The sequence below is a fragment of the Rhodococcus sp. H36-A4 genome (genome assembly GCF_027158005.1).
GTDB lineage: Bacteria > Actinomycetota > Actinomycetes > Mycobacteriales > Mycobacteriaceae > Rhodococcoides.
The window spans coordinates 1-26,939 of record NZ_JAPVLQ010000011.1; the positions used below are offsets into that span (position 1 = coordinate 1).

The following is a 26,939-nucleotide window of genomic DNA, read 5'->3' on the forward strand; positions in this document are numbered from 1 at the left end:
GCTTGCGCACGATGTCTTCCGCGGAGTTCCGCTTCCGTCCAGCCATGTTCTCCATAGTCCTATCCGCCCAGCTCATGGGCAACAAGACTCTAAAACATGATGGCCCCGTTCGCCGGGGACACGCCAGTAGCGCTGTCTGATAACGCCGATGGTGACAGCTATCGCGGTGACTACGGTTGTAAGCACCAGAGACTCTCGGCTCGAAGGATTGTTGGCCATGCCGCCGATGACGGCGATCAGCACGATAAGTACGAGAATGTCGAGCGCTGGGAACAGCCACATTTTGAACTTCAGCTGCGCACGCTCTTCTGCCGACATACGCATACGGCTGCGGATGTGGGTTGCGGTGATGCAGACGTAGACGACTACCGCTATTCCGCCGGCGGAGTTCAGCAAGAATTCGTATACCGAAGCGGTGGGCAGGAAGTAGTTGGCAACGACGGTCAGCAGGCCCACGCTCGACGCCGCGAATACCGCGTAGCCAGGCACGCCCGACTTTGTGGTTCGCGAGAGGATCTTCGGCGCCTCGCCGCGTGCGGCAAGTGAGAACAACATGCGGGACGACGCGTAGATGCCCGCGTTCAGGCAGGACAGCACGGCGATCAACACAATGATGTTCATCGCCGTCCCGGCGTAGGGGATGTTGAGGTTGCTCAGCACAGCCGAGTACGGGGACTCTGCGACCTGGGTGGAATTCCATGGCAGAAGAGTGACGATGATGATGATCGAGCCGACGTAGAAGAGAAGGATGCGCCAGACCACCGAGTTGATGCCGGTACGGACAGCCCGCACGGGATCCTCTGCCTCACCTGCGGCGATAGTGACGACCTCGGTGCCGAAGAACGAGAAGAACACCACGAGTGATGCTGTAAGGACCGCGGACCAGCCGCTCGGCGCGAAGCCCCCCTGTCCAGTGAGGTTAGACATGCCCGGCGCGTCGACGCCGGGGAACATGCCGAGAATCGCTGCGATTCCAAGCAGCAGGAATACGACGATGGCCGCAACCTTGATCATGGCGAACCAGAACTCGAAGGTGCCGAAGTTCTCCACCCGGGTGAAGTTGACGGCGATCAGCGCCGCCATGAACACGAATGCTGCCAACCACGTTGGTATCGAAGGGAACATCTGGTGCGTGATGGCTGCTCCGACGACGGCCTCGAACCCGATGGTGATGCACCACTGGTACGCGTAGAGCCAGCCGACGGACAATCCCGCCCACGAGCCGAGTTCGCGGCTCGCATAGCTGGAGAATGAGCCGCTCTCCGGCCTGTTCACGGACATCTCGCCGAGCATCCGCATGACGAGAACGATGACGATGCCCACCGCCGCGTAAGCCACGAGTGTTGCAGGGCCGGCGATCTGAATGGCGGAGCCGGAGCCGACAAAGAGTCCGGCGCCGATCACGCCTCCGATGGCGATCATCGTCATTTGCCGTTCGCGCAGTGCACCGCGCAACTTGTGGGTGCCCTCCGTGGATTGCACCGGGTACTTCACCGATCGTTTGGACATGTGCTCTTCTCCTGCGAGTCAACGTTGATTGTGCGCCAGTTCGGCATCATGTGGCGCGGACCACATCGTCCGCATGCAACTAGAGTTGCACAGTTGACTTCATTTGCATATACATCAAGCAAATCTTGTTGTAGGTTGATTTTTGTGTGGCGGATCACCGCCCGGCAACTGGCGTGAGGAGCAGCACCATGACATCGGTGAACATTCGCGAGCAGTCGGTGGCAGGTTTGCGCTGGCTTGTCGTCTCGGGCGAACGAGAGGCTGCATTCCGCGCTCTCGGCGAGCACACCCGCGAGAACATCGTCGCCGTCCAGAACTCGATGCCAGAGCGCGAAGACCTGCGCAGATTCACCACTACCGGCGGTGGTCGGCACACGCTGGCGGCCGTGGTCGAAGCCACCGCCCGCGAATATCCTGAGCAGCTCGCCGAGCTTCGCGCGCTGGCCGAGGGTGCCGGCGTCGACTATCAGTCGATCCTGTTGGCCAACCTACGCGGGGACGTCGGCGTGGACGACGGCACCGGCTGCACCGACATGGCGTGGCACCGGAAGTCCTCTTTCGTGGCCCACAACGAGGACGGCGCGCCGGCATTGCTCGGTCACTTCATGCTGCTCACACTGGAGATCGACGGGCAGCAGCCAGTCACCGCGCAGTGGTACCCAGGCTTCAGCCCAGCGAACGCGTTTGTCGCCAATGCTGCCGGCCTGATTTGGGGGATCAACCACATCCAGGTCGCGGGTCCGATCTACGCGCCCGGCCGGCATTTCATCGCGCGTGCTCTACAGCAGTGCACCTCTTTCGAAGGGGCCATCGACTACCTGCGCACACACCCGAGCGCGGGTGGGTTCGCATACACGATCGGCGAGTCCGGCACTGGGCGATCCGCGACAGTCGAGACCGTCGCCGGTCGAGTCGCCGTACGATCGGCCACCGAGGAATCACCGCTGCAGTGGCATACCAACCATGTCCGGTTCCTCCCCTGCCCGCCGGACATGCCGACCGCCTCGGGCGATGGCGCGGCCACCGGCAAACTCGGTCAATACAGCGAGTCCATGGCCCGCGGCAAGGTTCTCGAAGGACTGTCCACACCCGCGGCCGAACCCGACGCCGCTTGGTTCCAGACGATCCTCTCCTCGGAGCCTGTGCCGTGCGGCGTGCACAGGACTGCCGCCGGCAACGATCCACTGATGACGCTATGCACCACCGTCGCGGACCTCACGAGAGAGCGTTTGCATATCCGAGGCGCGGACGGCGCTACTGCCGAGATCGCCCTACCAGCATTCGCGCGCGGCGAGCTGAGCTGAGGACGGCCGTCAGTGCGACTAGCGCGGTTCCGGCGGCGACGCCTCGGCCGAGTAGACGCCGAAGTCCTGCAGCAACCTCTCTTCCAACAGCAGAGTGTCCCGCACCGAGTGGCCCTTGATTTGCGCGACGCCGTTGGCGAGGGCCTGGGAGAGCGAAGTGAACGCCGTCATCGAACGAAGTACGGACGTGCTCGACGCATCGAGGTAGAACACGTCGTCAGCCCATTTCGCCAACGGTGAACTCGGGTTGTCCGTCATCGCGATCACATGCGCCCCGCATTGGTGCGCCCACTCGGCCGCGCGGACTGTGGCAGTGCTGTAGCGATGGATGGAAACAGCCACGAAGCAATCGCCGGGCCGCACGCGCCGCATCTCGTCGGTCAACCCGCCGAGGCTGGCGGTGATGATTTCGACGTCCTCACGCAACAGTCGCAGCAGATATCCCAAAAGATAGGCAGGGCCGTGGGTCTTGCGCATGCCCATCACATGCACTCGGGCGGCGCCTGCCAGTTGCGCGACGGCCGAATCCCAGGTGGCGTCGTCGATCCGCGCGAACGTGCGCGAGATGTTCGACTGGTCCAACTCCACGGTGCGCTTGATCATCTCTGCTGCCGAGTCGCCCATCTGCTCGAGCCTGTCGAACCGTCGGAGCATTTGTGCTTGCTCCTGGAGCCGCTCGCGGCACAGTTTTGTCAGACCTGGATAGCCCTTGAGCCCCAGCCCGCTCGAGAAGCGTACGACGGTCGCCTCATTCACACCCACCGCCGAGGCGAGCTCGGAGACGGTCATGAAAGCAACGGTCTCCGGGTCTGCCATGACTCGTTCTGCAAGCAGCTTGTGCGAGGGCGAGAGCGTGTCGAACCGCGCACGAATCTGCGTCAGCAGCTCGGGAAAGGTCTCCGGCACAGCCACCTTTACCGCACCGGCCCCAATCCCGTCTACGGATCTTGCTGCGGGTTTGGCAGCCATGGTTTCTGTCCTCTCACCGGGTCCGCGCAGCCGCGCAGCCGTCGCCGACATTTGCATGCCGACGTTACCTGCAGTTCTGGTTGCGATCACTCTATGACCAATCGACACGACGCGACGCGAATTTGCAAGATCTCATTAATTTGCAACTTTACTTGCATAGACTGCGCAGATGGTGTTGCATGTATCACAACGTTGCCGAATACGGCGCCCCCAAGACGACCACAGGAAGAAGACACACCATGACAACGGTGCTGACCTCCCGCCACGGCAGCGTGCTCACACTGTCACTCAATCGCCCCGAGCGGCTCAACGCGGTGAGCGAGGAGCTTTACGGTGACACCATAGATGCCCTCCGCGATGCCGACGCCGACCCCGAAATCCGCTCCGTCGTACTTACTGGCGCAGGCCGGGCGTTCTGTGTCGGCGCGGATCTCAAGGCTCACAAGTCCGGAGGCCGCTCTACCGAGGCGCAGGCCCACTATCTAGACCTAGGGCAGCGCGTCTGCGAGCAGATCCAAAAGATGAGCACCCCGGTTATCGCCGCTGTCAACGGTTACGCACTGGGAGCCGGTGCGGAGATGGCCGTGAGTGCCGACTTTCTCGTCATCGCCGAAGACGCGAAGATGGGTTTTCCGGAGGTCAGCATCGGCACCTTCGTCGGCGGTGGCGTCACCAACCGCCTGCCCCGCCTCGTGGGATTACGTCGCGCCACCGAGATGCTCATCCTGGGCGAACGGTTCACCGGTGTGCAAGCCCTCGAGTGGGGTTTGGCCTACAAGTCGGTGCCCGCAGAGTCGTTGCTCGACGAGGCACATGTCCTCGCCGCCGCTCTCGCCGGCAAGGCGCCCCTGTCGTTGGCCCGCATGAAGGCCGCGCTGCTTCGCAACGACGACCTCGAAACCGTGCTTCGTACCGAGCCCCAGGAGCTGCTCGCCCTCATGAGCACCAGCGACTGGGCTGAGGGAGTCGCGTCGTTCGCCGAGAAGCGCGACCCAGTCTTTCAAGGAAAGTGATCTCGCCATGACTGCGTCAACCACCACCCGGACCCAGCTCGAGCGGACCTTCGACCCCCGCTCCATCGCGATCATCGGCGCGTCCACCAACGCGTCCAAGCGCGGCTACCAAGCTGTAAGAGCATTGCAGGAGGCTGGGTACGAATTCCCCGTGTTTCCGGTGAACCCCACGGCCTCGGAGATCCTGGGCCTAACTGTGACGCCCGCCATCGGCGAACTGCCCCACGGCATCGACGTCGCGCTGATCGCACTGCCCGGCAAGGCTGTGCCCGACGCTCTGCGCGACTGCGCCGCGGTGGGCATCGCCGGAGCCGTCGTGCTCGCCAACGGATTCAAGGAGATCGGCGAGCAAGGGGCTGAACTCGAGCGGCAACTGACAGAGGCCATCGCCGAGACCGGTATCCGAGTAATCGGTCCCAATACCTCTGGCATGTTCAACGTCACAACCGGAGCAAACCTCGTCGGCCTGGCCGGCGTCCCCAAGGGCCCGATCAGCATCGTCACACAGAGCGGTAACATGCTGCTCTCGCTGGTCAACGACAACAAGGTGCTGCGCGGGCCTGGCTTTCACACCTACATTGGCCTCGGCAACCAGGCCGATGTGCGCTATGACGAGTGTGTCACCGAACTCGTCCGCCATGAGCGCACCGGAGCCGTCGCGATTCACAGCGAGGGCCTGCAGGATGGGCGTGCATTCCTCGTCGCCGCTGCCGCCGCGACGGTCCACAAGCCCGTTGTGTTGCTGCGCGGTGGGCGCTCGGAGATCGGCCAGCGCACTGCGCTATCGCACACGGGCTCCATCGCCGGGTCCGACGCCGTCGCCACTGCTGTCCTCGGACAGGCCGGCGTGGAGTTGGTCGACCGATCCGACGAGTTGGCGGTGGTGGCCGGTGCACTCGCCACTACGCTCCCTATCTCCCACGGACGCAAGGTCGCGATCCTGTCCGACGGTGGCGGCCATGCAACCCTGGCCGCCGATGCGCTCACCAAGGCCGGCGTCGAACTTGCAGAGCTCTCCGAGCAAACGCAGTCCGTGCTACGCAGTCTGCTCGGTATACCCGCCGCAGTGCACAATCCGGTAGATGTCGCCGGCGCCACCGATGCCAACCCAGGGCTGTTCGCCGACTGCGTCGAGTCGCTGATGGACGACGCCAATGTGGGCTTGGTGCTGATCGTCGGCCTCTACGGCGGTTACCACCTGCGCTTCGACGAGCGCCTTCGTACTCAGGAGGATGCCACCGCGTTGACACTCCTGCATCTGTCCACCCAGAAGAGGGTGCCGCTGATGGTGCAGAGTTGCTACGCCGGCGATGCCGTCGACAACCACACCGCGCTGCGAGACGGGGGCGTGCCGGTCGTGTCATCGATCGACCACGCGGTCCGGATCGTGGCCGCGCTCGATCGTCGTGGTCACCGGGTGGAGACCGCGTCGGCCCGCTCCTCGTTGGCACTGCCCGCGCCTATCGTTATCGCCGGTGCCACCTCCGGGATCATGGATGAGCCAACAGCACGCCGCCTCGCTGAGGCCGCGGGTATCGACGTAGGCCGATGGAGTCTGGCGGCCGATCCCGATGAAGTGGAGACGGCCGTGCGCGAATACGACGCGCCGTGCGCCCTGAAGATCGTCTCCCCCCAGATAATCCACAAGTCCGATGTCGGCGGCGTGCGCCTGGGTGTCACTGCTCTGGACGCAGTTCAGCAGGCGCAGTCGATGATCGACACTGTCCTGACCAACGTGCCGAACGCCCAGATCACCGGCATCGTGGTCAGCCCCATGGCCAAGTCGGGGGTCGAACTCCTCGTAGGTGCCACTAGGGACCCCATCTTCGGGCCTGTAGTAGCCTTCGGCAGCGGCGGCGTCATGGTCGAGGCGCTCAAAGATGTCACGTTCCGCGCTGCGCCGTTCACCGAGCTGGAGGCAGCGGAGATGATCGACGAGACAATCGCGGCCCGCATGCTCGACGGCTACCGGCACCTGCCCGTCGTCGACCGCGCCGAGCTCGCCCGATTCCTGGTCAAAGTGGGCGACATCGTCGCGGCGCACCCGCAGATCAGCGAACTCGACCTCAACCCCGTAATAGCGAACGAAGACGGTATCACGCCCGTTGATGTTCGAATCGTTCTGTCCGACAACACGTCAGGAGCAAAGCTGTGAACAGCCCCCTAATGGTCGAGCGCAACGGCGACATCGTCACGTGGACCCTCAACAGCCCGGATACCCGCAACGCAATCTCCGACGAGGCCATGATCCTGGCGCTCGAAAATGCCATCGACGCTGTGAACGCCGACGAGAGCGTGCGGGTTGCGATCCTCACCGGAGCTGGGTCCGCGTTCTCCTCGGGCGGCAACGTCAAGCACATGCGCGACAAGGTCGGCATGTTCGGCGGCACCCCCGCCGAATTGCGCCAGGGCTACCGCCACGGCATCCAGCGCATCCCGCGCGCGTTCGCGAATTGCGAGGTCCCGGTGGTGGCCGCGGTCAACGGCCCCGCGATCGGTGCAGGCTGCGACCTTGCGGTGATGTGCGATCTGCGCATCGCGTCCACTGCCGCCCGCTTCGCGGAGAGCTTCGTCAAAGTGGGCATCATCCCCGGCGATGGCGGCGCATGGCTGTTACCCCGGGCGATCGGGATGGCCAGAGCCAGCGAGATGGCACTGACCGGCGACGCGATCGACGCCGCGAGAGCCCTGGACTGGGGCTTGGTTTCCCAGGTGGTGGAACCGGACGAACTCTTGGGCGCCGCTCACGCCCTGGCTGAACGAGTTGCTGCTAATCCGCCGCAGGTGGTCCGCATGACCAAGCGACTGCTGCGCGAAGGGCAGCACCAGAGCCTCGAGTCCCTACTGGAACTCTCCGCCGCAATGCAGGCGGTTGCGCACCACACCGCCGACCACCAGGAGGCCGTGGCAGCGATGCTCGAGAAGCGCGCCCCCGACTTCACCGGCCGGTAGGGCAAGTTCGCAGCTCCTTGAAGTCCTTCTGCAATTCGAAGAACTGAATGCGATCTCGCCTGGCCGTATGTGGGCCGAAAATGCACCCATTTGGCAGCGCGAAGCACGGTACCGAATGTCATTTCCGCTCGAATCAGATGCTCATGTCACCGTCGGGTTCGAGCTCTTCCTGCTGACGAATTGCCAGCAACCGGAACGGTGACCAACGCGAAGATTGCCACTCGACCACGCTGTGGGCGCCCAACCTGTCACCCGAGTGCGACGGGAAGAAGTCCCCGAGGAGTGTTCCGTGCGATCTCTTCGAGAGAGCACGCCAGTTCCGGATACTCGAAGCAAAACCCCGACTCCGTCAACACACCTGGATCCACCCAGCGGCTTTTCAACACCAGTTCCGCCTCTGTGCGGATCACGCGCGCACCGAACTGAAGCAACCACGCGGGCGTCGGTGCGCCATGACTGCGTCCCAATGCAACTCGCACTTTCTTCATCAACTCGTCGTTGGTCACTGGGAACGGCGTAGCAACATTGACCGGCCCCGAAATGTCTTTGTGGGCATAGAGATGATCGATGGCGCGCGCGACATCGACGATGTGTACCCAGCTCAACATCTGGCGGCCATCTCTCATCCGGTCACCGAGTCCCACTCTGGCTAAGTTGATCACCGGATTGATGGCCCCTCCACCTGCACCCAAGACGATCGACAGCCGGAGCGCGACGCGGCGCACTGTTGCATCGGCGTCGAACATCTCACGCTCCCAGGACCGGGCCACCTCGACCGAGAACCCTGCACCGATCTCACCTGTCCGTTCATCCATCGCTCGGTCACGCGCATCGCGATAGATCGTGCCGGTGCTCGCGTTGACCCACAGTGCCGGAACCTGCTGCACGTCCGCCATCGCACGACCCAACTGGGCAGTCGTCTGTATGCGCGAGGACAGAATGTCGTCGGCATTGCTCTTGCTGTATCGGCAACTCACCGAACGTCCAGCGAGATTGACCACCAGATCGGCACCGTCGAGGACCTCCACCAGTCCGCGCGCCACCGGAAGCCGTGCCAAACGCACGGACTTCGCGACCACTGGAACTAGACCGCCGACCAACGCGCGTGTTCGTGTTTGGTCGTCGGAGGAGTCGGTGACCCAGTGCAAGGGGACACCCAGGTATGCCATCCACAAAAGGGCCGGAAGGTTGTCACTCAACGAGCTTGGAACCTTCTGCTTCGACACCGTCAGTGTCGTGCGCATCAAATCGATGGCCATGGATCTCGCGTCCGAAGATTGTTCGGAGAACGGGCTCGAATTCGACTTACGTGGCAGCGCCGACTGGAGGAAGGAACCGCCGAATGCGTGGTACGGCCCCATTACGTCCAGTCCCGAATGCAATACGTCAGCCAGGTTCTCCGCCAAAGCGCCGCCTTCGACAAGTGCGGGGAGTGCACGGTCGCGGTGTTCGCGCTGCACCTTCAGATACAGCTCGTGAACAACTTGAACACGTTCAAGACGGATCACGGATCGGTGTCTGGGGACATCATTCAGTCCAGCAACCGACGTCGCGTCGAAACGCCCAACGCCTCTCATAGATCTGTCCCAGAGCAAAGAGCATGTCGCAGAACGTCCGCTCGAACTGTTCTGCCGTCCGTCAGATTCGGAGATGTGCGGTATCCCGGTCAATCGAACCCAGGTATCCAGTCGAGACTCGGCGAAAGGATCTCCGTCGCAACCTGTCCCCCACCCCACCACCCCGGAGGCTAGAGCCCTGTCTGATCCACTCCGCACTGAGCCTGGTCAGGGGTGAACCCTTCGTATATCAACTGATCGACGAGGCTTTGACGCGAGAAGGCGGTGTAGTCGAGGTAGTCCGGAGCGGAGAGCGCGGCCTGTTCGTTCCAATCAGCCGCCACATTGTCCACAGCGAAGGTCGCATCCTCAGTCGAGTAATCCTCATACGTCAGTTGATCGATCAGACCCTGTCGTGAAAACGACGAATAGTCCAGATACCTGTTGGCCGCACGCACAGCATTGTGCTGTCCGCCGGTCATCCCCGTCTGCCCGCTGGCCGGCTCGGTCGTCTTCGGTACACCAGGCGCGAGAGGTGCTGGCACCACAGGTTCGACGGTTTACACCGGCACGATAGGAGCCGCGGGCGGAAGAACAGTCGTGGTCGTGGCTTTCGGAATGACCGGAGCCGTTTCGACCGCACTCGATTGTGTCGTGGTGGCTGCCTGCCCGCTTGCTACGTCATCCGATGACTTGTCCGCTGAATTGAGCACACCGATAACGACGAGAGCACCACGCCGGCAGCCACGACCCATGGCCACTTCTTTCGGTTGGATCCACCGGAGGCCGGATCAGCAGGAATACCTGACAAGTGTTCGGAAGCAGTCGGTTTCATCGGATCTGGCTGAAGAGCGGTCGTCCACTGTTGGGTGGTCGCCCGTTACTGCTTGTCATTCAAATCCGCTGAGTTTGCGTCAGCGTATGTTTCCCCCACGGCTGCACTGTCACATCAGAATTCTTCGAGACCATCAGCACAGACAATCTTCTGCTTCGTCCCATTGGGTCGCAGAATGGCCTGCTCCGAACTCCAGCGGAATCAAAGACTCAACCGATTGGCCCTGAACTGCTGAAATGCAGAAGTCGGTCCAAAAATTCAACCGTCCGACTGACCCCACACCGATTCTCGTCCCACGGCTTCTATGGAACAAAGAAGCTTGCGAGTCCCGGAGTGATCGTCCCAAGGGTGGATACGACGGTCAAAACAATGTGCCCAGACCCACTCAGTAACGTCGCCTCGGCCGGAAATCCGTATAGTCCGTCCGAGGTTCGCGCCGAGCCAGACGCTCCTGTCGACATATTCAACCAATGCACCTCGGACGAGAGCAAGCAACCCCACCTGCCTTCTTTGCCACCGGTGATCGTCACCGTGCCAGGCTGCTCGCCGAGCACCGCCACACAGCGCACAGCGGGAGCGTCGAAGCTGCCGTTAGGATTTCCGAACGGTGCCGGGTCGACTTGGAACGGAACGGTCACTGCCGCGGACGCAGTGCCAACCGTCGCCAGCGTCGAGCCGAGAACGACGGATGCGCAGACGAGCAGCGTACGAACAACTTTCATCACAGCAACCTCCAGTGCAGGCCCGAACAACCGTCGGGCCTATCCTCCACCCGGCTCACGATCACGGCAAGGGCACACCTCGTCGTCGCCATGTCACGAGTGTCAGATACCCGCAGGCCGACGCCGAGGCATCGGCCGTGCGGAGGAAGAAGGTTCGCAGCAGCTACACCCGTCGCCGCAACTCTTGGTGTCGTTCGGCGTTGCACCGGCCAGCAGATTCGGTGTCAGCGGCACACGGGTACCGGCGAACGATGGACCATCCGGCACATCACCGCGAGACGGAATCGGTCCACAGCACGCATCACCCAGAGCTACAGGTGGTGGGACCGTGAGGTGATGCTTCGCGTCGGCCGAGCCGGTAACCGACGCGCCGTCGATGCCCTTGACTCGTGCTGCGCGCACAGCATTGGCGATCACGAGCACCTCCGCGGCCTCGTGAATGAACACCACCGTCGCGAGTCCCAGCACACCTGTTGCTGCGAGCGGAATCAGCACACCGATAATTGCGATCGACAATCCGATGTTCTGCAGCATGATTCGACGCGCCCGCCTGGCCTGAACGAGCAATTGCGGCAGGTGGCGGAGGTCTTGTCCCATCAAAGCGACATCAGCGGTCTCGATCGCCACATCGGTGCCCATGGCGCCCATTGCGATTCCCACATCCGCCGTCGCCAGTGCTGGGGCGTCGTTCACTCCATCACCGACCATCGCGATCTTGCGGCCACCGGCGAGACTTCTGATCAAGTCGGCTTTGTCTTCGGGAAGTAGTTCCGCATGAACGGTAGTAATTCCGGCAGAGGCAGCGAGAGCGTGCGCCGTCAGGGTGTTGTCACCGGTGAGCATGATGGTCTCGATGCCGAGACCGTTCAACTGGGTGATCGTTTCGGCGGCTTCGGGGCGTAATTCGTCGCGGACGGCGATCGCGGCGATCACCGATCCTGCCCTTTCCACCAAAACGACAGTGGCGCCGGCGGCCTGCATCCGCTCGACGTCGGCGGCGAAGACGGTGCTGGTGAACCAGCTGGGCTTGCCGAGCCGAACCTCGACAGTGTCGATGGTGCCGGTCAGTCCGTGGCCGGGGACCGCTGTGACATCGTCGGCGGGCGCGACCGCGGGCGCCGCATGGACAATCGCGCTCGCCAGGGGGTGTTCGGAACGCGATTCCAGGGCAGCAGCAACACCGAGCACGTCATCGTGGTCGACGCCGTCGACGGTGACGATCTCGACGACTTGCGGCCGCCCAGCAGTGAGTGTGCCCGTCTTGTCGAGTGCGACGACTCTGATGCGCCCGAGATCCTCGACGGCGGCGCCGCCCTTGATCAACGCACCCCCGCGAGTTGCGGCACCGATCGCCGCGACCACCGAGAGGGGCACCGATATAGCCAGCGCGCAGGGTGACGCAGCGACAAGGACGACCAGTGCTCGCTCGAGCCACAGCATCGGATTACCTAGGAGCGCACCGAATCCGGCGATCGCAGCAGCGAGGACCATGATCGCGGGAACCAGAGGCCGCGCGATACGGTCCGCGAGCCGCTGTCCTGCTCCTCTGCGCTCTTGCGCTTGTTCTACGATCCGCACGATCCGTGTCAGCGAACTGTCCGAGGGGTGCGAGGTGACCTCGACCTCGATTGCGCCACCGCCGTTGATTGCGCCGGCGTGCACCTCATCTCCGACCGATGCTTCGATCGGAACCGATTCGCCGGTGATCGCCGAGACATCGAGGCTTGTCCCACCCCGGATGATCGTGCCGTCGGTCGCGGCTCGCTCGCCGGGTCGTAGCACCATCGTCTCGCCCACGAGTACGTCATCCGGGGTCACCGTCGATTCGCAGCCGGCGCGAATGACGGTGACAGTCGGTGGGACGAGAGCGAGCAAGGATCGCAGACCACGCTGGGTCTTGGCGACGGCATGATGTTCGAGACCTTCGGCGATGGAGAACAGAATCCCGAGCATCGCCGCCTCGTGAATCTGGCCGAGGGCGATCGCGCCGACGAGAGCGATCGTCATCAGCGTGCCGACACCGATGCGTCGATGCCGCAGGTTGCGCAGAGTGGACGGCACGAATGTCGTCGCAGCGACCAGCGCGGCGAGCAGGGCGCCCGCACTCCCTACCGTGTCGGCACCCGACCGACCGATCAACCACGACATCACAAGCAGTACGACTGCAACGCAAGCTATTTGCAGTTCACGGATCTTCCAGATCCGCTGCGACCCAGTCTCGGTACCGGCGGTGGTCGCCATATCGTCATCAGCACCCGACGGCGCAGGGCAACATGCGTCGGCCATCAGGAATCTTGTCCTTCCAGTCGGGCGTCGATCCACGTAGACAGTTCGTCGTAGGTCGGCATCGGCGGCAGCAGAGCACCGTCGAGGAACAGCGTCGGCGTCCCCTGTACACCAGCCGCCAACCCGGCTGCGAAGTCCTGCTCGACTCGGTCAGCGACGGCGGGGTCGCCGAGGTCACGCAAGAACACACTCATGTCCATCCCGAGATCGCGCGCGAACCCCACGAACACGTCCTGTTGCGAGACCGCCGACTCACCCCACTGCAGTTGGGTGTCGAACATGCGGTGATACATCTCCGTAAATTGTCCCTGCCGAGATGCCGCCTCCACCGTTCGCGCTGCGAGGACGGAATTGGTGTGGCTGGGAAGCGGGAAGTACCGCACGCCCAGATTGATTCGGCCGGCATAATCCGACCTGATTCGTTCCATTGTCGGATACAACGCTTTGCACGATTCACACTCGAAATCGAGGAACTCGATCAGCGTGACCGCATCGTCGTCCGTGCTCGAGGTGAGCAGATGCGCCTGATCGGCGAGCAGGGACGAGCCAGCATCCGCAGTCGCTGCGGCCCTGTTCTCTTTGCGCACCGTAGTGAAATAGACCGACAACCCGATCACCACCGCGAATGCGGTCACCACACTGATCGCCCACTGCACCTTTGCTGATGTCGACATAACCGAGCCTCAGCAGCAATCGTCGGTCGCCGACGCCGCACAACACGTCGGATCGACAGCAAGAACGACCGCGAGCAGATCATCCAAGGCCCGGCCGATGTTGCTATCGGCAAGCTCGTAGCGGGCACGCCGACCATCAGGAACCGCGACCACGAGGCCGCAACCACGAAGACATGCAAGGTGATTCGACAGCTTCTGACGTGTCACACCCAATGAGTCGGCTAGTTCCGCCGGATACCGCGGCCCATCTTTGAGCGCGAGCAGCACCTGGGTGCGAGTCTCATCCGACAGTGCGTGACCAAAACGCGACAACACGGAAACTCGGGTCAACAAATCCATACGATGACAGTACATCATTTTCTGTATTCATCAATAGCTGAACCTGCGCGGTTATCGACGGCAGCCTGTTGCTGGGCTGGGACGAAGCTGATGATTACGCCGTATTTCTCGACTCCGGTGAGGCCGCTTCGTTCCGGTTCTGCTCGCTGGTCCACCAAACAGACGGCTTCGTCTGTTCGAAGGCTCTAAAACGCGGCGCTCGATTTCCTCGACATCACTACCGGGCTACGGACTGCCGATGTCGTCGACAAACTCGACAGACCCCGCAACGAGTACCGGCTGGCCCTACGCGACTGAACTGCTCTCTCAAAGCTTGTCCAAACTCCAATGCCATCGGTGCCTCAGCGCCATGTCCCGGATCAGCATCAGCACGTTCAGGCTCAATCCCCAGCCGATCATGCACAACAGCACGCCCACGCCGGACTGACCGGTGATGTCCGTACTCGCCTCGACGCAGAACGCCGTCGAGAACCCGGCCGTAGTACCCAGAGCTGCGACGTACCCTCCGGTCACCTTCCAGCGCGACAAATGTGCGGCGAGGAAGCACAACAGCACTACCGTCGCACCACAGGCGACGACTTGCCACGTCGGGAACTGATTCGGCGCGGGTAGTCCGGGCCCTCGGAACTCACCTCTCTGCTCGGCAGACCAGCTCAGCCAACCCGCGCACGAGGCGAATCCGAAGACGAACGCGAGGAGTCCGGTGGCCCACAACCCCAGACGGCCGGTGCCCATACTTTCGTTCCGCTTCGAGGACCTACTCCATAGGAAAAGTGCACCGAACATCGAAGGCACGCCAACGAAGATGAAGGCGATCCATAGAAACTGGGACCACGAAAAATCGTTTGTCATGTTTGTTCCCAACGCTCGTCAGTGTGACACCACAGCGTCGGTTCGTCATCGATCTCGATGACATTGCGATCCAACCAGAATGTGGCGTCAGGATCCCACCCACCGAGCAACGTCGATCGTTCGTTGTCGGACAACAAGATTGCGATACTGGGTGTAGTCGAACAAGCAGGATCAGCCATCAGCAAGGGCGTCGACTGAATCGTCTACTCATGCTGTGGAGTGTAGGACATCGGAATCCTCTGCCAGTGCTGGACAAACTACCAATGCCAGGCACTGCCGCCGACGTTCTCGATAGTCCGTTGCAGCACTTCGATGGTTGTTATGAAGTCTGCTTCGCTGATGCCCTTTATCCGTTCTTCTTGGAGCCTGCGCTGGACATCCGATCCAACCCGAAACTGTTCGGCACCGTGCTCGGTCTGCTCGATAACCGAACCGGACAGATGAACGAAACCTTTCGCGACAGACGATTCGATTGCCTCGATGATGGCTTCCGGCGTGTCGTTGTGGCCGAGCTTCTCGATAATCTCTTCCCGGTCGACACCGGCGGGAGACAACGAAAGCTGGTGAAGAAGCCACCATTCGGGTTGCGAGAGCCCTACCTCGTGTAGTGCGCTGCGGGTACGAGCGCGAACTGCCTCGCCGGCTCGCACGGTCCAGAATCCGATGGGCTGACGGTTCGGTGGTTGCATGGGCATCGGTGGTGTCATGAATCCGACGATAGGACCCAATCCGGGGTTGGGGGCAACTCGGCACGGTAAGTCGTACTGTGCGCGATACCGCCCAAGCACTTTCATCGAATGCGTGTTGAGAGGATCCGCGGGATGGCCAGGCATCTCGGCCTGGTTGCCGGAGACTCAGGGCGTTGGTCAATCGTGGTAACGACAGCCTGCATCCCGCTGCAGCCGGGTACGAAAAGACGGCTATTTCAATAGACATGAGCGAGCTGAGGCGCTCTCGCTGCTGATCTCGGATCCTGACAGGGCACACTCGGGATATGACGTTTCCCGATTCCGGCGATTTGGCCCATATCCATCGATGCGTCGAGCTCGCTCGCGAGGCGCTGGAAGCAGGCGATAAACCGTTCGGCTCCGTGCTCGTCGACGCCGAGGGCCGGGTGCTGTTCGAGGATCGCAACCGAGTAAGTGGCGGTGACTCCACTCGCCATCCCGAATTCACCATCGTGGAATGGGCCGTAAAGAACTTGAGTAGTGAAGATCGTGCACGGACAACGGTCTACACATCGGGCGAACACTGCCCGATGTGCTCTGCCGCTCACGCCTGGGTAGGTCTCGGCGACATCGTCATTGCGGTGACGAGTGCCCAACTCGCCGCATGGCAGCAGGAATGGAACGTCGATCCCGGACCGGTCGCACCGTTGCCCATCAGCCAGGTGGCACCATCGGTCACGGTCCGAGGACCCGTCGAGGACGTCCGCGAAGAGATGCGGTCGCTTCATCGACGAAATGCTGGTCTGTCGGGCGAATCAGTTTCGAGCTGAACGGGCCGGACACAAGAACCCCGGCCTTCCGGCCTTCCGGCCGACGTTACGGGCTGTTCAGTTGCGCCTGTTGCAGTGCAGCCGCAACCATTCCGACATCACCGCCCACTTGGAAAACCCCGCGCGGCAGATCCGGGAAGACCGCACCCATGACCCCGACAACGAACAGCAGACGCCGTCCGTCACCGACATCGAGGTATCCGGAGAGCGCTTGTAGATTGACGACCAACCTACCGCTCACCGGTTCGACGTCCGCCGACGTGCCGGTCTTTCCGACCACCGCACCCTTTGCGGCGCTGTCGACGCCCACACCCACCAGCGAACCGCGCTCGCCGAGTATAGGTTGGCCGGCCCAGAAGGTATCCGCCCAAGACTGATCGCTGACCCACTTCAGCCAGGTGACGATCGCCTGCGGAGTCGCGGACGACGGATCTCCGCCCTGGCCGTCCATGATCACCAGATCGGCCGCCGGAACGCCTGCCTCGTCGGCGAGTGCGCGCACTGTCGGCAGTCCATCTTTGCAGTTGCTGGATCCCGACTCGACCGCCAACAGGCACAAGAACGTGTTGGCGCCGGTGTTGTAACTCGTCGCAAGAATCATCGAGCCGGATTGCCTGAGTGGCGCGGACTCGAGACTCGCTATCCGCAGTGCGTCCTGATAACTGTCACTGGCGGGTAGGGACGCAACATTGTTCACTCTCGACGTGGACGAGACTGCTACCCCGTTTCGCTGCAGGGCCTCGACGAACAATTGGCGGGCCCAACTCTCCGCATCCGTAATGCGGAAGACCGTGAGCGACGTCTTTCCAGCAGGAACCGAACCTCGGACACGAATGAGGTTGGAGTCGACTGCATCCGCCTCGACTGTCAGGGTGGAATCACTGTCCGCGTCGCCGGTCGTCACCTGAGAATCGAGGGCAAAAAGACCGTTGCCGGGGAGCATTTCGATGGTGGCAGACGTACCAGGCGATCCCGGACTGGCTTGGATGTCGACGAGATTGTCGTTGACGAATATCGACGGCACCAGACCCTCGACCGTGGAGTACGTGTCCCACAGTCGGGTATCGACGACAACGTCGCCGTCGATGCGGTCGACCCCGGCAGACGCGACCTGGCGAGCAAGATCGTTCAGTCCAGCCAGCGGATCACCGGGCGCCAGGACCGCTCCTGGCAGCGCATCTGCATAGACGTGATCGATCCCATCGGTGGCGAAATTGAACTCGCCCTCTGCCGCGCCCCGCCCTCCCAGCGCCAGGTCACCCGAACCCACGAGTACCAAGTCGCCTGCGAGCGTTCCTCCCGATGGAGCGACCGTGGCATAGACCGGCGTGGTGATGGTGCGGTCCACACCCAGATCCTCGTAGACGGTACCGACAACGAAGTGTTTGGTCTGCGATGCAAGCAGCATGCGCTTGTCCGCCTCGCTGCTGTAGATCACCTCGTCCGTTTCGGGGTCCACGACGAGGTAAGGCCACCGAGCAGTCGTGTAGGGCGCGGATTCCATGATCTCGACGGCCTCCGAGGGCAGTGCTCCTGCAGTCTCGTCGTTGTCCGAAGTGGTCGCGTCGTTCGCGCAGGCCACCAAGAGCAGCATGCATGCCGCGGTAACCGCGAGGCGTTTTCCGGCAGTCATCATGCACCTGACTTTCGCTCGAACTCTTGGCTTAAAAACTTAGCCGAATAATACTGCAATGTGCAGCATGCAAGATGCATAATCGAAGGAGGAGCCTTCAACACCCCTTCGCCTACCCAGGAGCTCACGATGCCTCCATCGATGACCCTCTCTCCCAGACGTCGGCACGCTGCAGTTGCCGCGATGCTCACGGTGATCACATTCACCGCCTCGTGCTCGTCGGACACGAGTCCTCCGACTACCGACTCGGCAGCTACCGCGTCGTCGGCTACGAGCACGCAGTCCGGCGATAGCGCGTTGGTGCCGTTCGACACCGCCGCGATGGATGCAGTCGTCGACGAAACTGCACAGGAATTACGCGAAATCGGTATGGTCGTCCTCATCGAGACCCCCGATGGAAATTATATAAACACCTGGGGTGCAACAGAACTGGGCGGAACCGAGACACCGACGCTCGATACCAGCATCCGTATCGGATCCAACACCAAGACGTGGACGGGTACCGCCATTCTGCAGATGGTCCAAGAAGGAAAGTTGTCGGTCGACGACCCGGTGAGCAAGTACCGACCCGACGTGCCGAATGGGGAGAACATCACCATCGGACAAATGCTCGACATGCGCAGCGGACTCTACAACTACACCGAAACAGTGGAGCTCAATCAGGCCTTGGACGACGATCCTGGACGGGTATTTACTCCGGAGGAACTGGTCGCACTCGGAATTTCCAATCCGCCGTACTTTCCACCTGGTGAGGGGTGGCATTACTCCAACACCAACACGGTGCTCCTGGGCTTGATCGCCGAACAACTCGACGGAAAGCCGATCGATCAGATTTTCCAGGATCGGTTCTTCTCGAAACTCAACATGAACGGGACGTCGTTTCCCTCGAATACCGATACCGCAATCCCCGTTCCGTTCGCGCGGGGATACTCCTACAGCGGCAACATCGAGACTCTCGGTGAGGGCAAGGATTCGCTGTCGCCGGAGAGACTGGCCGAGATCGAGTCCGGGTCCGTATCACCGCGCGATACGACTGGCGACAATCCTTCATGGACTTGGTCGGCGGGACAGGGGATCTCGACGGTCAACGATCTCGCGACGTGGGTACAGGCGATGGTGAAGGGTGATCTTCTCGACGAAAAGACACAGAAGCTGCGCATGGATAGCGTCGCTTCCACGGACCCTGAATCACCGAAAGCCGCCAGTTACGGGTACGGCATCGCACAGATGGGCCCTCTCTTCGGCCACACCGGTGAGCTGCCCGGCTACAACTCGTTCATGGGATACGACCCCGTCAACGACGTGACGATGGTCATCTGGGGGAATCTTGCTCCGACGGCAGAAGGCAAAGCCCCTGCCGCTCGACTAGCGGAGAAACTGATCGGCTATGTCTACGCGACGACCGGTGGGAACGACAACGAAAATACCGCCGATGACATCGGCGAGGTAGGTGAGACGGAAGGCAACTGAGTCAGTAACTAGGCTCGGTGCTTTGCATCGGTAAGCACCCGGAGGGAATATCAGAGTGGCTCGTGAGGATTTGAATACGACGTCGTATGTGATCCTCGGATTGCTGGTGTCGCGAGATTGGTCGGCCTATGAGATCGCAGAACACTTCGGCAAGGGCATCGGCGAACTGTGGCCGCGCGCGGACAGGCAGCGCTACAACGCCCCCAAGAAGTTGCTGAATCTCGGTCTGGTTACTGCTACCAACCAGGCGGTCGGTGCTCGAAACAGGACTGTCTACTCGATTACAACGGAAGGACGCGATGCATTGGCGTCGTGGCTGTCGACAGAATCGCGTCCTTCCGCCTTCGAGTTCGAGGGCATGATCCGCGTGCTGGTGGCGGAACAGGGAAACATCGACGATCTGAGGAACAACCTCGTGATCATGCGCGATCAAGCGGCCCACAGCCGCAGCCTGTTCGGAATGAACGCCGTCCTGATCAGAGAGACTGACGGTGGATCCTTCCCGGAGCGCGAACACCTCATGGCGCTCGCCAACAACTTCATGATGGGGCACTTCAGCCACATCGTCGAGTGGGCCGAGTGGGCCCTCGGTGAAATCGCAGACTGGCCCGACACCATCTCCCCCGCTACGAGCCACCACCAGCGCAGCCGCGCAATTCTCGCGGAGTCGGCCGTTTTCGCTCCCCCCCACCGGTAAATTTTCTACTCCGAAGCAATAAGCACTCGCATGCGAGAGGAGGACCTGCGGAAGAACCAACGAGCCGGCACGTCCGGACGCAGATCCGACCTACAGAGGGGTAACAAATCCCATGATTCGCCGCAGAATCGAAGCGATCAGCAGTCTTGCCGTCCTGACAGCCGTGGCGCTCGCGGTGATGAGTTCTGCGACCGGATTGGCTGCCGCCGAACCAGCCTCACCGGCAGCGGTTCAGCCATTGCCCTCGGTCGATCCGTTCTACGACTGGACCGACTCACTCGACAATTCGGCACCTGGTGCTGTCCTACGTACCCGGCCCGCGGCATATGGCGCGCCTGGAATTGCTACACCGATCACCTCTACGCAGGTGCTCTACCGGACGACCGATCAACAGGGCAGCCCAGTGACGACAGTCGCGACGGTTCTGCGGCCACTCGTCCCAGGACCGACCGAACTGATCTCGTTCCACACCGCTTACGACGGTCTCGGCACCGAATGCGACCCGTCGTACACCCTCAGCGGACACGGCGACAGCCGTACCGCGACGATCGAGCAGACCGTCATCGCCGGGTACATGGCCGCCGGGTACACCGTCGTCGTCCCCGACTATGAGGGCGAGGATCTCGAGTGGACCATCGGACGCCAGTCGGGCTATGCGGCACTCGACGGGATCCGCGCCACGGAATCGGTTCTCGCACTGCCTGCGTCGACGCCGGTCGGGCTCATCGGTTACTCGGGTGGATCGGTGCCCACACAGTGGGGCGCCGAGATGGCCCCCCAATACTCACCCGAGCTGAACATCGTCGGTGCTGCAGCAGGCGGCCTGCCGGTCGATTTCGCGCGAAATTTGCCCTACGTCAGTGGGTCCAAGGATTGGGCCGGCGTGATCCCCGCCCTGATCGTCGCCTACCAACGGGCCTACGGCATCGATACCGACGCATTTCTCTCGGACAAGGGCAAGAACATCGTCGACGCCGTCCAATCGAACTGCATCGGCGGTTTCGCCTCCAGCTACCCCGGGCTGACCGACGCCGAAATGCTCGCAGCGCCGTACACGTCCCTCCTTCAGGTGCCCGCGGCAGTCGAGGTCGTCAACGACAACATCATGGGAAGTACTGGAACACCAACCGTCCCAATCCTTCTCGGGGTCGGCGATTCCGACGGCATCGGCGATACGGTAATGGTCACCGGTGATGTGGAAGGGCTCGCCCACGAGTACTGCAACCGTGGAGTCGCAGTCACCTACGCCCAATACACCGGCTTGGACCACACCAAAGCCTTCGTACCGTTCCAGGCCCAAGCAGCCCAGTTTCTCACTGAACGCTTCGCCGGCGCCGCACCGACGAATAATTGCGCAGTGATCGGACCAGGAAACGATCTGACTCCAACACCCATTCCCTGAGTATTCGATCGACACAGGATCACTGTGCAATGGGTCTACACATCCTCGAAGACCGTCTCACCGCCGACAACGGTGCGGAGAACCTTCAGTGCCGACAGATCGACTGGGCCTTCCTCCAATGGATCGCCGTCGAGCACGACAAAATCTGCCAACAGACCAACGGCTATCCGGCCCTTGTCAGCGGCTTCGCCGGTAATTTGCGCAGCAGCACTTGTGTAGCCGGACAACGCAACGTCGGCGCTCACCCGTTGCTCGGCGCCCAGTACGTGACCCTCACGGGTCACCCGATGTACGGCGGTATTCATGGTGAAGAGTGGATCGACCGGGGTCACCGGGCAATCACAATGCAAAGCAAAAGGAAGTCCGGCCGCCACTACGGACGCAACCGGGCTGATCCGCTCACCGCGCCGCTGCCCCAGGAACCGATCGCGGTGTCGATCACCCCAGTAGTAAACATGATTGACGAAAATAGAAGCGACAACGCCTAGTTCGACCATTCGTTCGATCTGATCGTCGCGCAAAGTCTGCACGTGTTCGAGGCGATGCATGATATCGGTTTCAGGGTGCGCAGCCTGAGCCGCCGCAATAGCGTCTAGCGCAAAATCGATGGCCTGATCGCCGTTGGTGTGAATTGCAAGCTGACGCCCTGCGGCATGATGTTCGTTCACCAGTGCGACGAGCGAGCCCGACGAAATTGCCATTCCGCCGCAATGGCATCCACCCAAGTCGTGGTAAGGCTCGGTTAATGCTGCGGTATGCAGCTGAATCGAACCATCCGAAATCAGCTTGACCCCTCCCACATTCACCAAGGCGGTCGGTTCGGGAGTTTCGCCCAGCTGATCGTGGACACCGTGCCCGAGGTACAGTCGCGCCCTCAGTCGCAGTTCGCCGGTCTCTTCGAGTTCACGGTAAGTGCTGTACATCTCTTTCGTCACAAACATGTCGTGGAAGCTCGTAATACCCACCGAGGCCATCACTTCCTGAGCGCGCAAGAGAGCGAGACTCGAAGCTTTGGGGTCGACGGCCGGGGTCAGTTTGTACACCAAGGACATTGCCGGCACTTCACACAACTCGCCGGTCGGAACACCGTCAGCCCCACGAACGATGACTCCGCCCTCCGGATCGACCGTCGTAGCGTCGATACCGCACATCTCCAGGGCCACAGAGTTGACATAGACGCCGTGGCCGGACAGGTGACGCACCATGATCGGATGCTGCACCGATGCCCGGTCGAGATCAGCCGTCGTCAATCCCCGGTCTTCGGCCACCAGGCTGTCGTCGAATCCCCACGCCTGGACAAGCTCACCGGCCGGTGTCGTCGCCGCACGCTCACCCAGTGCGGCGATGACCTCCTCGATCGTGGGGCAGGCACCGGTCGTCGCATTGACGTTACTGAGCCACATGCCCCACATGATCGGGTGCAGATGTGTCTCGATGAATCCCGGAACAACCACTGCCCCAGCCAAATCCACCACCGGAATGTCAGGGCCCGCCAAGGCGGTGATCTCGGCGTCGGATCCGACCGCGACAAACCTCCCGCCCTTGGTGAACAGTGCCGTCGGCGCGGTGACAGAAGCACCGTCCATTGTCTTGATAGCACCATTGATATAGATACGGTCGGCCGCGACGGTCATGCTTCGATCTCCATTCGTCTGCCGACATCAGGCGTCGGTAATTTCACTACAGGCTGGCGCGTCGCGACAACCACTCCGGCAAGAATCAGCATCGCACCCACAATCTGCACAATGCTGGGGATTTGAGAAAGCAGGACGGCACCGAACACCAGCGCCGACGCTGATTGCAGCACCAAGCTGGCTGCGATATTTCCCGCCGGCAACCGTTGGCTGGCACTCGCTACCAAAAGCCAGCCCACTACCTGAGATACCAAGGCCAACAAAATGAGCCAACCTTGCGCCGCCAAAGGTGGTGAAATATCAAGAGTTCCGGTGACCACGCCGAACAATCCGGCCGTCACACCGGTGGCCGCAGTGGAGACCAGCATCGGCAGACCAGTCCTACCGGCAGCACGCGTCGCCAAGCCCATCATGAAGATGTATACGGCATAGGCTCCTGCCGCAATGATCGCGAAGGAAGCACCTACCGTCGGATTGGCTCCAGTCAGCGAGGTACTCATTCCCGCAACAAGCGCGACGCCGACAAAGAGCAGCGGCATACTCGTCAGTAGTGCCCTAGTGATGCGCTGACGCAGGACCACGTACCCGAGGATAGCCACGAACACGACCTGCAGGTTCAGCAGAACCGTCGACAGTCCGGCGCCGATCGAGTGGATCGCCTCATGCCAGAGCACCAGGTCGATACCTAGGAACACTCCCGCGACGACGGCTTTGGCCACCCACCGACCGGGAGTTGGTTGTACGTGCGGGCGACGGCGTTGCACGAGTACGACGATCACGAGTGGGATCAAGGCGTAGAGACACCGAAAGAATGCACCGGTCGCGGGCGAGACGCCGGACAGGTCGTACAAGATCGAGGTCATTCCCAGGATGCAAGCGCCCGTGACCACTACCTGCAGATCGCGACGACGTCGAGCATCGCGAGTTGCATCGCGAACGACACCTAGGGATGGAGCATCACTCATGGTGATAAGCTATCACTTTCGTATCGCCGCGTCCCCACGAGGGAAGATGTTCACATGAGAATCCCGGTCACCCGCGAACGCATCATCACCGCCGCCGCCGAACTCGTGGACAGTCACGGGCCCGACGCCCTGGTCCTCAGTCGACTCGCCGACACTCTCGACGTGCGACAGTCAGCTCTCTACAAGCACGTGACCGGCGTCGACGATGTCCAGCATCAACTCAGCCTGCTCGCGCGACAGTTACTGGCAGAGGACCTCCGCGCAGCTGCAGTAGGGCTCGCCAAGGACGACGCCGTCATCGCACTCGCCGACGCGTGGCGTAGCTTCGTCCGCTCACACCCCGGGCTGTACGCCATTACCGACCGCTACCCCACCGCCCCGCACGCCGACCTTGTGGCCGCCGTCGGTGAGGTTGTCGATGTCATCAATCGCGTCATTGCCGGCTACGGCTTGAGCGCGGATGATTCCGAACAAGCAGCATGGTCCCTGCGCAGCGCTCTGCACGGGTTCTGTGTCCTCGAAGCGCAGGAAGGCTATCCGGCCGGCGCGGACCCCGACCGCGTGTACCGACGCCTGGTAGAACTGTTGTGTGCTGGCGTCATCGGCATTCTCACCCCACCGGTGAGCGGTGGAAACTAGCGCTCATCAAGCGATCTGCAACGCCGCTAGTTCGAATGAATCTGTATCGTCAACCCACACACCAACGCCCACAAGGGTTCTCAGACGCCGAAAGGCGATCACGCCTCGATATCAGACTCCCTTATTGCGGCCCGCAATGCTCTCGAAGGTTCGGACTGTTCGTATCGACACTCGGGATCGGGCACATCCATGCAGCTTCTGGCTCGGGCTCAGCGAATCGATCATGTGCGGGCTTGTATTCGGCATTTCCTTGTGACCGATGAGTTTCGATCCGACTACTCGTCTACACGCTGTATCCCGACGAACCGGGTGCCGCAACCAAGGAAGTGTGACCGCTATGCCCGCAAAGATCTCCGTGAGTTTCCCGACCGCAAACCTCGAACGTAGCAAGACTTTCTACACCGCTATCGGCGCGACCATCGATCCGCTCCTCACCGACAGTAGAGTCGCGTGCCTGGTGTGGGACCACGATCTACAGTTCATGCTCCTGACTCGTGAGTTTTTCGCCGAGTTCACCGACAAACCTGTCGCCGATCCAGCCAAGACTGCGCAGGTCCAGATTGCGCTGGCCCTCGACTCGAGGGACGCCGTTGACACTGTCGTCCAGGCGGGTCTGCGCGCCGGAGGTTCCGAACCTCGGCCTGCCCAGGATCACGGTTTCATGTACGACCGCGACCTGGAAGATCCCGACGGCAACAACCTGGCCTTCGTATGCGTGACACTCCCGGCGGTCGAGCAGGACCTGAGCGACACGGTCACCGCAACATAGCCGGTATCCCGACTCGAACCGGGACCGACTTATCCCACCAGTTCGGGGAACGCCTCGCGGAGTGCCGCGTAGAGATCCGGAGTCTGTAATCCATATGCATGCGAAGCGTGGACGATTGTCTCGATCGCAGCCCTGTGCGGATCCGAATCCTGCGCGCTGAACAACGTAGGAATGGTCATGAACCGGGGCTCGCCTCTGCCATCGAACGGAGTCTTCGGCCGACCACTGACGACTGTCGCGCTCGAAGACGTCGTGGCGCCTCCACCCGCGAGGTCCGCGAAAAGCGGCGCGAACGCATCGTTGATCTGCGTGATGTTTGCGAATGGTGCCGGAGGAGTTCGGTTCTCGGCTAATGCGTCGAGCGCCGGCCGCACCCACGGCAGCTCCGCCAGTCCGGCGTGTTCGCATGCTGCGTTCGCGCAGTACACCGCGATTCGGCGCGCAGTCGCGGCGTCGGTAGCGAGGAGTCCGACTACGAGGTCGCGGTCGAACTCGGCGAGCGTCTGGCCGCCATTGAAACCCGCGACCTGCTCGATCGGCTCCGGCCGAGCCAGACGTCGCTGTTCGAGGTCACCTCGCTCCACCATCTCCGTGCTTCCGTCCTCATGAAAGACGGTGATCCAACTCGGCTCCTCGTTGCCGTAGGGAACGGGCTCGGAGATGAGCTCGGCGTTCTCCGGCACGCCGTATCCGGGCATGTTCCACTGAATCGTTGGTCGCGTATCGCTGCCGTCGTCAGGCCAGAGCCGAATTCGCCAAGTATCGCCCGGCGTGGTGTCACCTGGCCATCCGTAATTGACAAATCCGCGGCCTGCCACCTGCACCAGATACTTCCCCTGCGGAACCGTGCAATCGACCGGACTCATGGTGGTCGAGTCGATCTGCAGCACACCCTCGGGTCCCACTTCGAGGCGATCCTCACATATCTGCTGCCACTCATCGTCGTCGCTGGGAGGACGTGCATCGAACACTTCGACAGCAATAGGCATTTCGAAGTTGTTCTGATGCGGGTTCAGCACCACCATCGTGAGGCCGTCACCCGAGTTCGGTTGCGCTGCAAGAGCGTATTCGAGCAGCGGGAACTCGTTTTCCTCGTCGCCCAAGCCTCCACGCAGGTAGAACTGGCCGTGGTCCATCATCAACGTCACATGCTGCGATGTCATCGGCTGCGAAAGCGGTTCGGTCATGACTGCACAGTGCCACGGCGTGGCACTCCCCGCA

At 61.8% G+C, this 26,939-nt stretch carries 25 protein-coding genes; 11 read left to right on the forward strand and 14 right to left on the reverse strand.

Features of this window, described 5'->3' with window-relative positions:
- Positions 1-72: 72 nt before the first annotated feature.
- Complete coding sequence (locus tag O1W68_RS20385) at positions 73-1,509, reverse strand: amino acid permease (RefSeq protein WP_269306686.1); 1,437 nt, start codon at positions 1,507-1,509, stop codon at positions 73-75.
- Between the two features lie 188 nt (positions 1,510-1,697).
- Between O1W68_RS20385 and O1W68_RS20390 the strand changes: the two genes are divergently transcribed.
- Positions 1,698-2,813: a C45 family autoproteolytic acyltransferase/hydolase gene (locus tag O1W68_RS20390; protein WP_269306688.1), complete on the forward strand. Its 1,116-nt coding sequence runs from the start codon at positions 1,698-1,700 to the stop codon at positions 2,811-2,813.
- 18 nt (positions 2,814-2,831) lie between these two features.
- On the opposite strand, the gene O1W68_RS20395 is transcribed toward O1W68_RS20390, so the two are convergent.
- Positions 2,832-3,782, reverse strand: a complete 951-nt coding sequence (locus tag O1W68_RS20395) for a MurR/RpiR family transcriptional regulator (RefSeq protein WP_269306689.1) — start codon at positions 3,780-3,782, stop codon at positions 2,832-2,834.
- A gap of 239 nt (positions 3,783-4,021) precedes the next feature.
- Here O1W68_RS20395 and O1W68_RS20400 point away from each other — a divergent pair, with 239 nt between their 5' ends.
- The 3 genes from O1W68_RS20400 to O1W68_RS20410 are packed head-to-tail and all read left to right on the forward strand — an operon-like array spanning position 4,022 to position 7,747.
- A complete protein-coding gene (locus tag O1W68_RS20400) occupies positions 4,022-4,795 on the forward strand; it encodes an enoyl-CoA hydratase/isomerase family protein (protein ID WP_269306690.1) in 774 nt (257 codons plus the stop codon).
- A 7-nt stretch (positions 4,796-4,802) separates the two neighbouring features.
- A complete protein-coding gene (locus O1W68_RS20405) occupies positions 4,803-6,950 on the forward strand; it encodes an acetate--CoA ligase family protein (protein WP_269306691.1) in 2,148 nt (715 codons plus the stop codon).
- Positions 6,951-6,961: 11 nt separating this feature from the next.
- Positions 6,962-7,747 (forward strand): crotonase/enoyl-CoA hydratase family protein, encoded by a 786-nt coding sequence (locus O1W68_RS20410; protein WP_442972425.1) that lies wholly within the window; start codon positions 6,962-6,964, stop codon positions 7,745-7,747.
- Positions 7,748-7,995: 248 nt separating this feature from the next.
- Here O1W68_RS20410 and O1W68_RS20415 read toward each other — a convergent pair whose 3' ends face one another.
- From O1W68_RS20415 to O1W68_RS20445, 7 genes are all read right to left on the reverse strand, one after another.
- Positions 7,996-9,255: a TIGR01777 family oxidoreductase gene (locus O1W68_RS20415; RefSeq protein ID WP_269306694.1), complete on the reverse strand. Its 1,260-nt coding sequence runs from the start codon at positions 9,253-9,255 to the stop codon at positions 7,996-7,998.
- Between the two features lie 239 nt (positions 9,256-9,494).
- Positions 9,495-9,851 (reverse strand): Ltp family lipoprotein, encoded by a 357-nt coding sequence (locus tag O1W68_RS20420; RefSeq protein ID WP_269306696.1) that lies wholly within the window; start codon positions 9,849-9,851, stop codon positions 9,495-9,497.
- A gap of 589 nt (positions 9,852-10,440) precedes the next feature.
- Positions 10,441-10,860 (reverse strand): hypothetical protein, encoded by a 420-nt coding sequence (locus O1W68_RS20425; RefSeq protein ID WP_269306698.1) that lies wholly within the window; start codon positions 10,858-10,860, stop codon positions 10,441-10,443.
- Between the two features lie 102 nt (positions 10,861-10,962).
- A complete protein-coding gene (locus tag O1W68_RS20430) occupies positions 10,963-13,146 on the reverse strand; it encodes a heavy metal translocating P-type ATPase (protein WP_269306700.1) in 2,184 nt (727 codons plus the stop codon).
- Positions 13,146-13,820 (reverse strand): DsbA family protein, encoded by a 675-nt coding sequence (locus O1W68_RS20435; RefSeq protein ID WP_269306702.1) that lies wholly within the window; start codon positions 13,818-13,820, stop codon positions 13,146-13,148. Before O1W68_RS20435 ends, O1W68_RS20430 begins: the two co-directional genes overlap by 1 nt.
- A 9-nt stretch (positions 13,821-13,829) precedes the next feature.
- The gene (locus O1W68_RS20440) at positions 13,830-14,159 is read right to left on the reverse strand and encodes an ArsR/SmtB family transcription factor (RefSeq protein WP_269306704.1); all 330 of its coding nucleotides are present in this window, start codon (positions 14,157-14,159) and stop codon (positions 13,830-13,832) included.
- A gap of 306 nt (positions 14,160-14,465) precedes the next feature.
- Entirely contained in the window at positions 14,466-15,011 is a 546-nt protein-coding gene (locus O1W68_RS20445) for a hypothetical protein (RefSeq protein ID WP_269306706.1), read from the reverse strand.
- Between the two features lie 57 nt (positions 15,012-15,068).
- On the opposite strand from O1W68_RS20445, the gene O1W68_RS20450 reads away from it, so the two are divergent.
- A complete protein-coding gene (locus O1W68_RS20450) occupies positions 15,069-15,209 on the forward strand; it encodes a hypothetical protein (RefSeq protein WP_269306707.1) in 141 nt (46 codons plus the stop codon).
- A 59-nt stretch (positions 15,210-15,268) separates the two neighbouring features.
- On the opposite strand, the gene O1W68_RS20455 is transcribed toward O1W68_RS20450, so the two are convergent.
- Positions 15,269-15,718: a hypothetical protein gene (locus O1W68_RS20455; RefSeq protein ID WP_269306708.1), complete on the reverse strand. Its 450-nt coding sequence runs from the start codon at positions 15,716-15,718 to the stop codon at positions 15,269-15,271.
- A gap of 287 nt (positions 15,719-16,005) precedes the next feature.
- On the opposite strand from O1W68_RS20455, the gene O1W68_RS20460 reads away from it, so the two are divergent.
- On the forward strand, positions 16,006-16,509 hold the full coding sequence (locus tag O1W68_RS20460) for a nucleoside deaminase (protein ID WP_269306710.1): 504 nt from the start codon (positions 16,006-16,008) through the stop codon (positions 16,507-16,509).
- Positions 16,510-16,555: 46 nt separating this feature from the next.
- Here the strand turns inward: O1W68_RS20460 and O1W68_RS20465 are convergent, their stop codons facing one another.
- Positions 16,556-18,145 (reverse strand): D-alanyl-D-alanine carboxypeptidase/D-alanyl-D-alanine-endopeptidase, encoded by a 1,590-nt coding sequence (locus O1W68_RS20465; RefSeq protein WP_269306712.1) that lies wholly within the window; start codon positions 18,143-18,145, stop codon positions 16,556-16,558.
- 126 nt (positions 18,146-18,271) lie between these two features.
- On the opposite strand from O1W68_RS20465, the gene O1W68_RS20470 reads away from it, so the two are divergent.
- The 3 genes from O1W68_RS20470 (at position 18,272) to O1W68_RS20480 (ending at position 21,711) form a co-directional block, all read left to right on the forward strand.
- Positions 18,272-19,612: a serine hydrolase domain-containing protein gene (locus tag O1W68_RS20470; RefSeq protein WP_269306713.1), complete on the forward strand. Its 1,341-nt coding sequence runs from the start codon at positions 18,272-18,274 to the stop codon at positions 19,610-19,612.
- A gap of 55 nt (positions 19,613-19,667) precedes the next feature.
- Positions 19,668-20,309, forward strand: a complete 642-nt coding sequence (locus O1W68_RS20475) for a PadR family transcriptional regulator (protein ID WP_269306714.1) — start codon at positions 19,668-19,670, stop codon at positions 20,307-20,309.
- 112 nt (positions 20,310-20,421) lie between these two features.
- Positions 20,422-21,711: a lipase family protein gene (locus O1W68_RS20480; RefSeq protein WP_442972424.1), complete on the forward strand. Its 1,290-nt coding sequence runs from the start codon at positions 20,422-20,424 to the stop codon at positions 21,709-21,711.
- A gap of 35 nt (positions 21,712-21,746) precedes the next feature.
- Here O1W68_RS20480 and O1W68_RS20485 read toward each other — a convergent pair whose 3' ends face one another.
- Together O1W68_RS20485 and O1W68_RS20490 are read right to left on the reverse strand one after the other, a co-directional pair.
- Positions 21,747-23,345: an amidohydrolase gene (locus O1W68_RS20485; RefSeq protein ID WP_269306715.1), complete on the reverse strand. Its 1,599-nt coding sequence runs from the start codon at positions 23,343-23,345 to the stop codon at positions 21,747-21,749.
- Positions 23,342-24,310: a DMT family transporter gene (locus O1W68_RS20490; RefSeq protein ID WP_269306717.1), complete on the reverse strand. Its 969-nt coding sequence runs from the start codon at positions 24,308-24,310 to the stop codon at positions 23,342-23,344. The genes O1W68_RS20485 and O1W68_RS20490 overlap by 4 nt, the downstream gene beginning before the upstream one ends.
- Positions 24,311-24,364: 54 nt before the next feature.
- On the opposite strand from O1W68_RS20490, the gene O1W68_RS20495 reads away from it, so the two are divergent.
- Both O1W68_RS20495 and O1W68_RS20500 read left to right on the forward strand, forming a co-directional pair.
- Positions 24,365-24,949: a TetR/AcrR family transcriptional regulator gene (locus O1W68_RS20495; RefSeq protein WP_269306719.1), complete on the forward strand. Its 585-nt coding sequence runs from the start codon at positions 24,365-24,367 to the stop codon at positions 24,947-24,949.
- A gap of 337 nt (positions 24,950-25,286) precedes the next feature.
- Positions 25,287-25,718: a VOC family protein gene (locus O1W68_RS20500; protein WP_269306785.1), complete on the forward strand. Its 432-nt coding sequence runs from the start codon at positions 25,287-25,289 to the stop codon at positions 25,716-25,718.
- A 29-nt stretch (positions 25,719-25,747) separates the two neighbouring features.
- Here the strand turns inward: O1W68_RS20500 and O1W68_RS20505 are convergent, their stop codons facing one another.
- The gene (locus O1W68_RS20505) at positions 25,748-26,905 is read right to left on the reverse strand and encodes a hypothetical protein (protein WP_269306721.1); all 1,158 of its coding nucleotides are present in this window, start codon (positions 26,903-26,905) and stop codon (positions 25,748-25,750) included.
- Between the last annotated feature and the right edge of the window lie 34 nt (positions 26,906-26,939).

Coding starts and splice junctions, on each gene's coding strand:
- O1W68_RS20385 (WP_269306686.1), bottom strand. CDS start 1,509: ATGTCCAAACGATCGGTGAAGTACCCGGTGCAATCCACGGAGGGCACC.
- O1W68_RS20390 (WP_269306688.1), top strand. CDS start 1,698: ATGACATCGGTGAACATTCGCGAGCAGTCGGTGGCAGGTTTGCGCTGG.
- O1W68_RS20395 (WP_269306689.1), bottom strand. CDS start 3,782: ATGGCTGCCAAACCCGCAGCAAGATCCGTAGACGGGATTGGGGCCGGT.
- O1W68_RS20400 (WP_269306690.1), top strand. CDS start 4,022: ATGACAACGGTGCTGACCTCCCGCCACGGCAGCGTGCTCACACTGTCA.
- O1W68_RS20405 (WP_269306691.1), top strand. CDS start 4,803: ATGACTGCGTCAACCACCACCCGGACCCAGCTCGAGCGGACCTTCGAC.
- O1W68_RS20410 (WP_442972425.1), top strand. CDS start 6,962: ATGGTCGAGCGCAACGGCGACATCGTCACGTGGACCCTCAACAGCCCG.
- O1W68_RS20425 (WP_269306698.1), bottom strand. CDS start 10,860: ATGAAAGTTGTTCGTACGCTGCTCGTCTGCGCATCCGTCGTTCTCGGC.
- O1W68_RS20430 (WP_269306700.1), bottom strand. CDS start 13,146: ATGGCCGACGCATGTTGCCCTGCGCCGTCGGGTGCTGATGACGATATG.
- O1W68_RS20435 (WP_269306702.1), bottom strand. CDS start 13,820: ATGTCGACATCAGCAAAGGTGCAGTGGGCGATCAGTGTGGTGACCGCA.
- O1W68_RS20440 (WP_269306704.1), bottom strand. CDS start 14,159: ATGGATTTGTTGACCCGAGTTTCCGTGTTGTCGCGTTTTGGTCACGCA.
- O1W68_RS20445 (WP_269306706.1), bottom strand. CDS start 15,011: ATGACAAACGATTTTTCGTGGTCCCAGTTTCTATGGATCGCCTTCATC.
- O1W68_RS20450 (WP_269306707.1), top strand. CDS start 15,069: ATGACATTGCGATCCAACCAGAATGTGGCGTCAGGATCCCACCCACCG.
- O1W68_RS20455 (WP_269306708.1), bottom strand. CDS start 15,718: ATGACACCACCGATGCCCATGCAACCACCGAACCGTCAGCCCATCGGA.
- O1W68_RS20460 (WP_269306710.1), top strand. CDS start 16,006: ATGACGTTTCCCGATTCCGGCGATTTGGCCCATATCCATCGATGCGTC.
- O1W68_RS20465 (WP_269306712.1), bottom strand. CDS start 18,145: ATGATGACTGCCGGAAAACGCCTCGCGGTTACCGCGGCATGCATGCTG.
- O1W68_RS20470 (WP_269306713.1), top strand. CDS start 18,272: ATGCCTCCATCGATGACCCTCTCTCCCAGACGTCGGCACGCTGCAGTT.
- O1W68_RS20480 (WP_442972424.1), top strand. CDS start 20,422: ATGATTCGCCGCAGAATCGAAGCGATCAGCAGTCTTGCCGTCCTGACA.
- O1W68_RS20485 (WP_269306715.1), bottom strand. CDS start 23,345: ATGACCGTCGCGGCCGACCGTATCTATATCAATGGTGCTATCAAGACA.
- O1W68_RS20490 (WP_269306717.1), bottom strand. CDS start 24,310: ATGAGTGATGCTCCATCCCTAGGTGTCGTTCGCGATGCAACTCGCGAT.
- O1W68_RS20495 (WP_269306719.1), top strand. CDS start 24,365: ATGAGAATCCCGGTCACCCGCGAACGCATCATCACCGCCGCCGCCGAA.
- O1W68_RS20500 (WP_269306785.1), top strand. CDS start 25,287: ATGCCCGCAAAGATCTCCGTGAGTTTCCCGACCGCAAACCTCGAACGT.
- O1W68_RS20505 (WP_269306721.1), bottom strand. CDS start 26,905: ATGACCGAACCGCTTTCGCAGCCGATGACATCGCAGCATGTGACGTTG.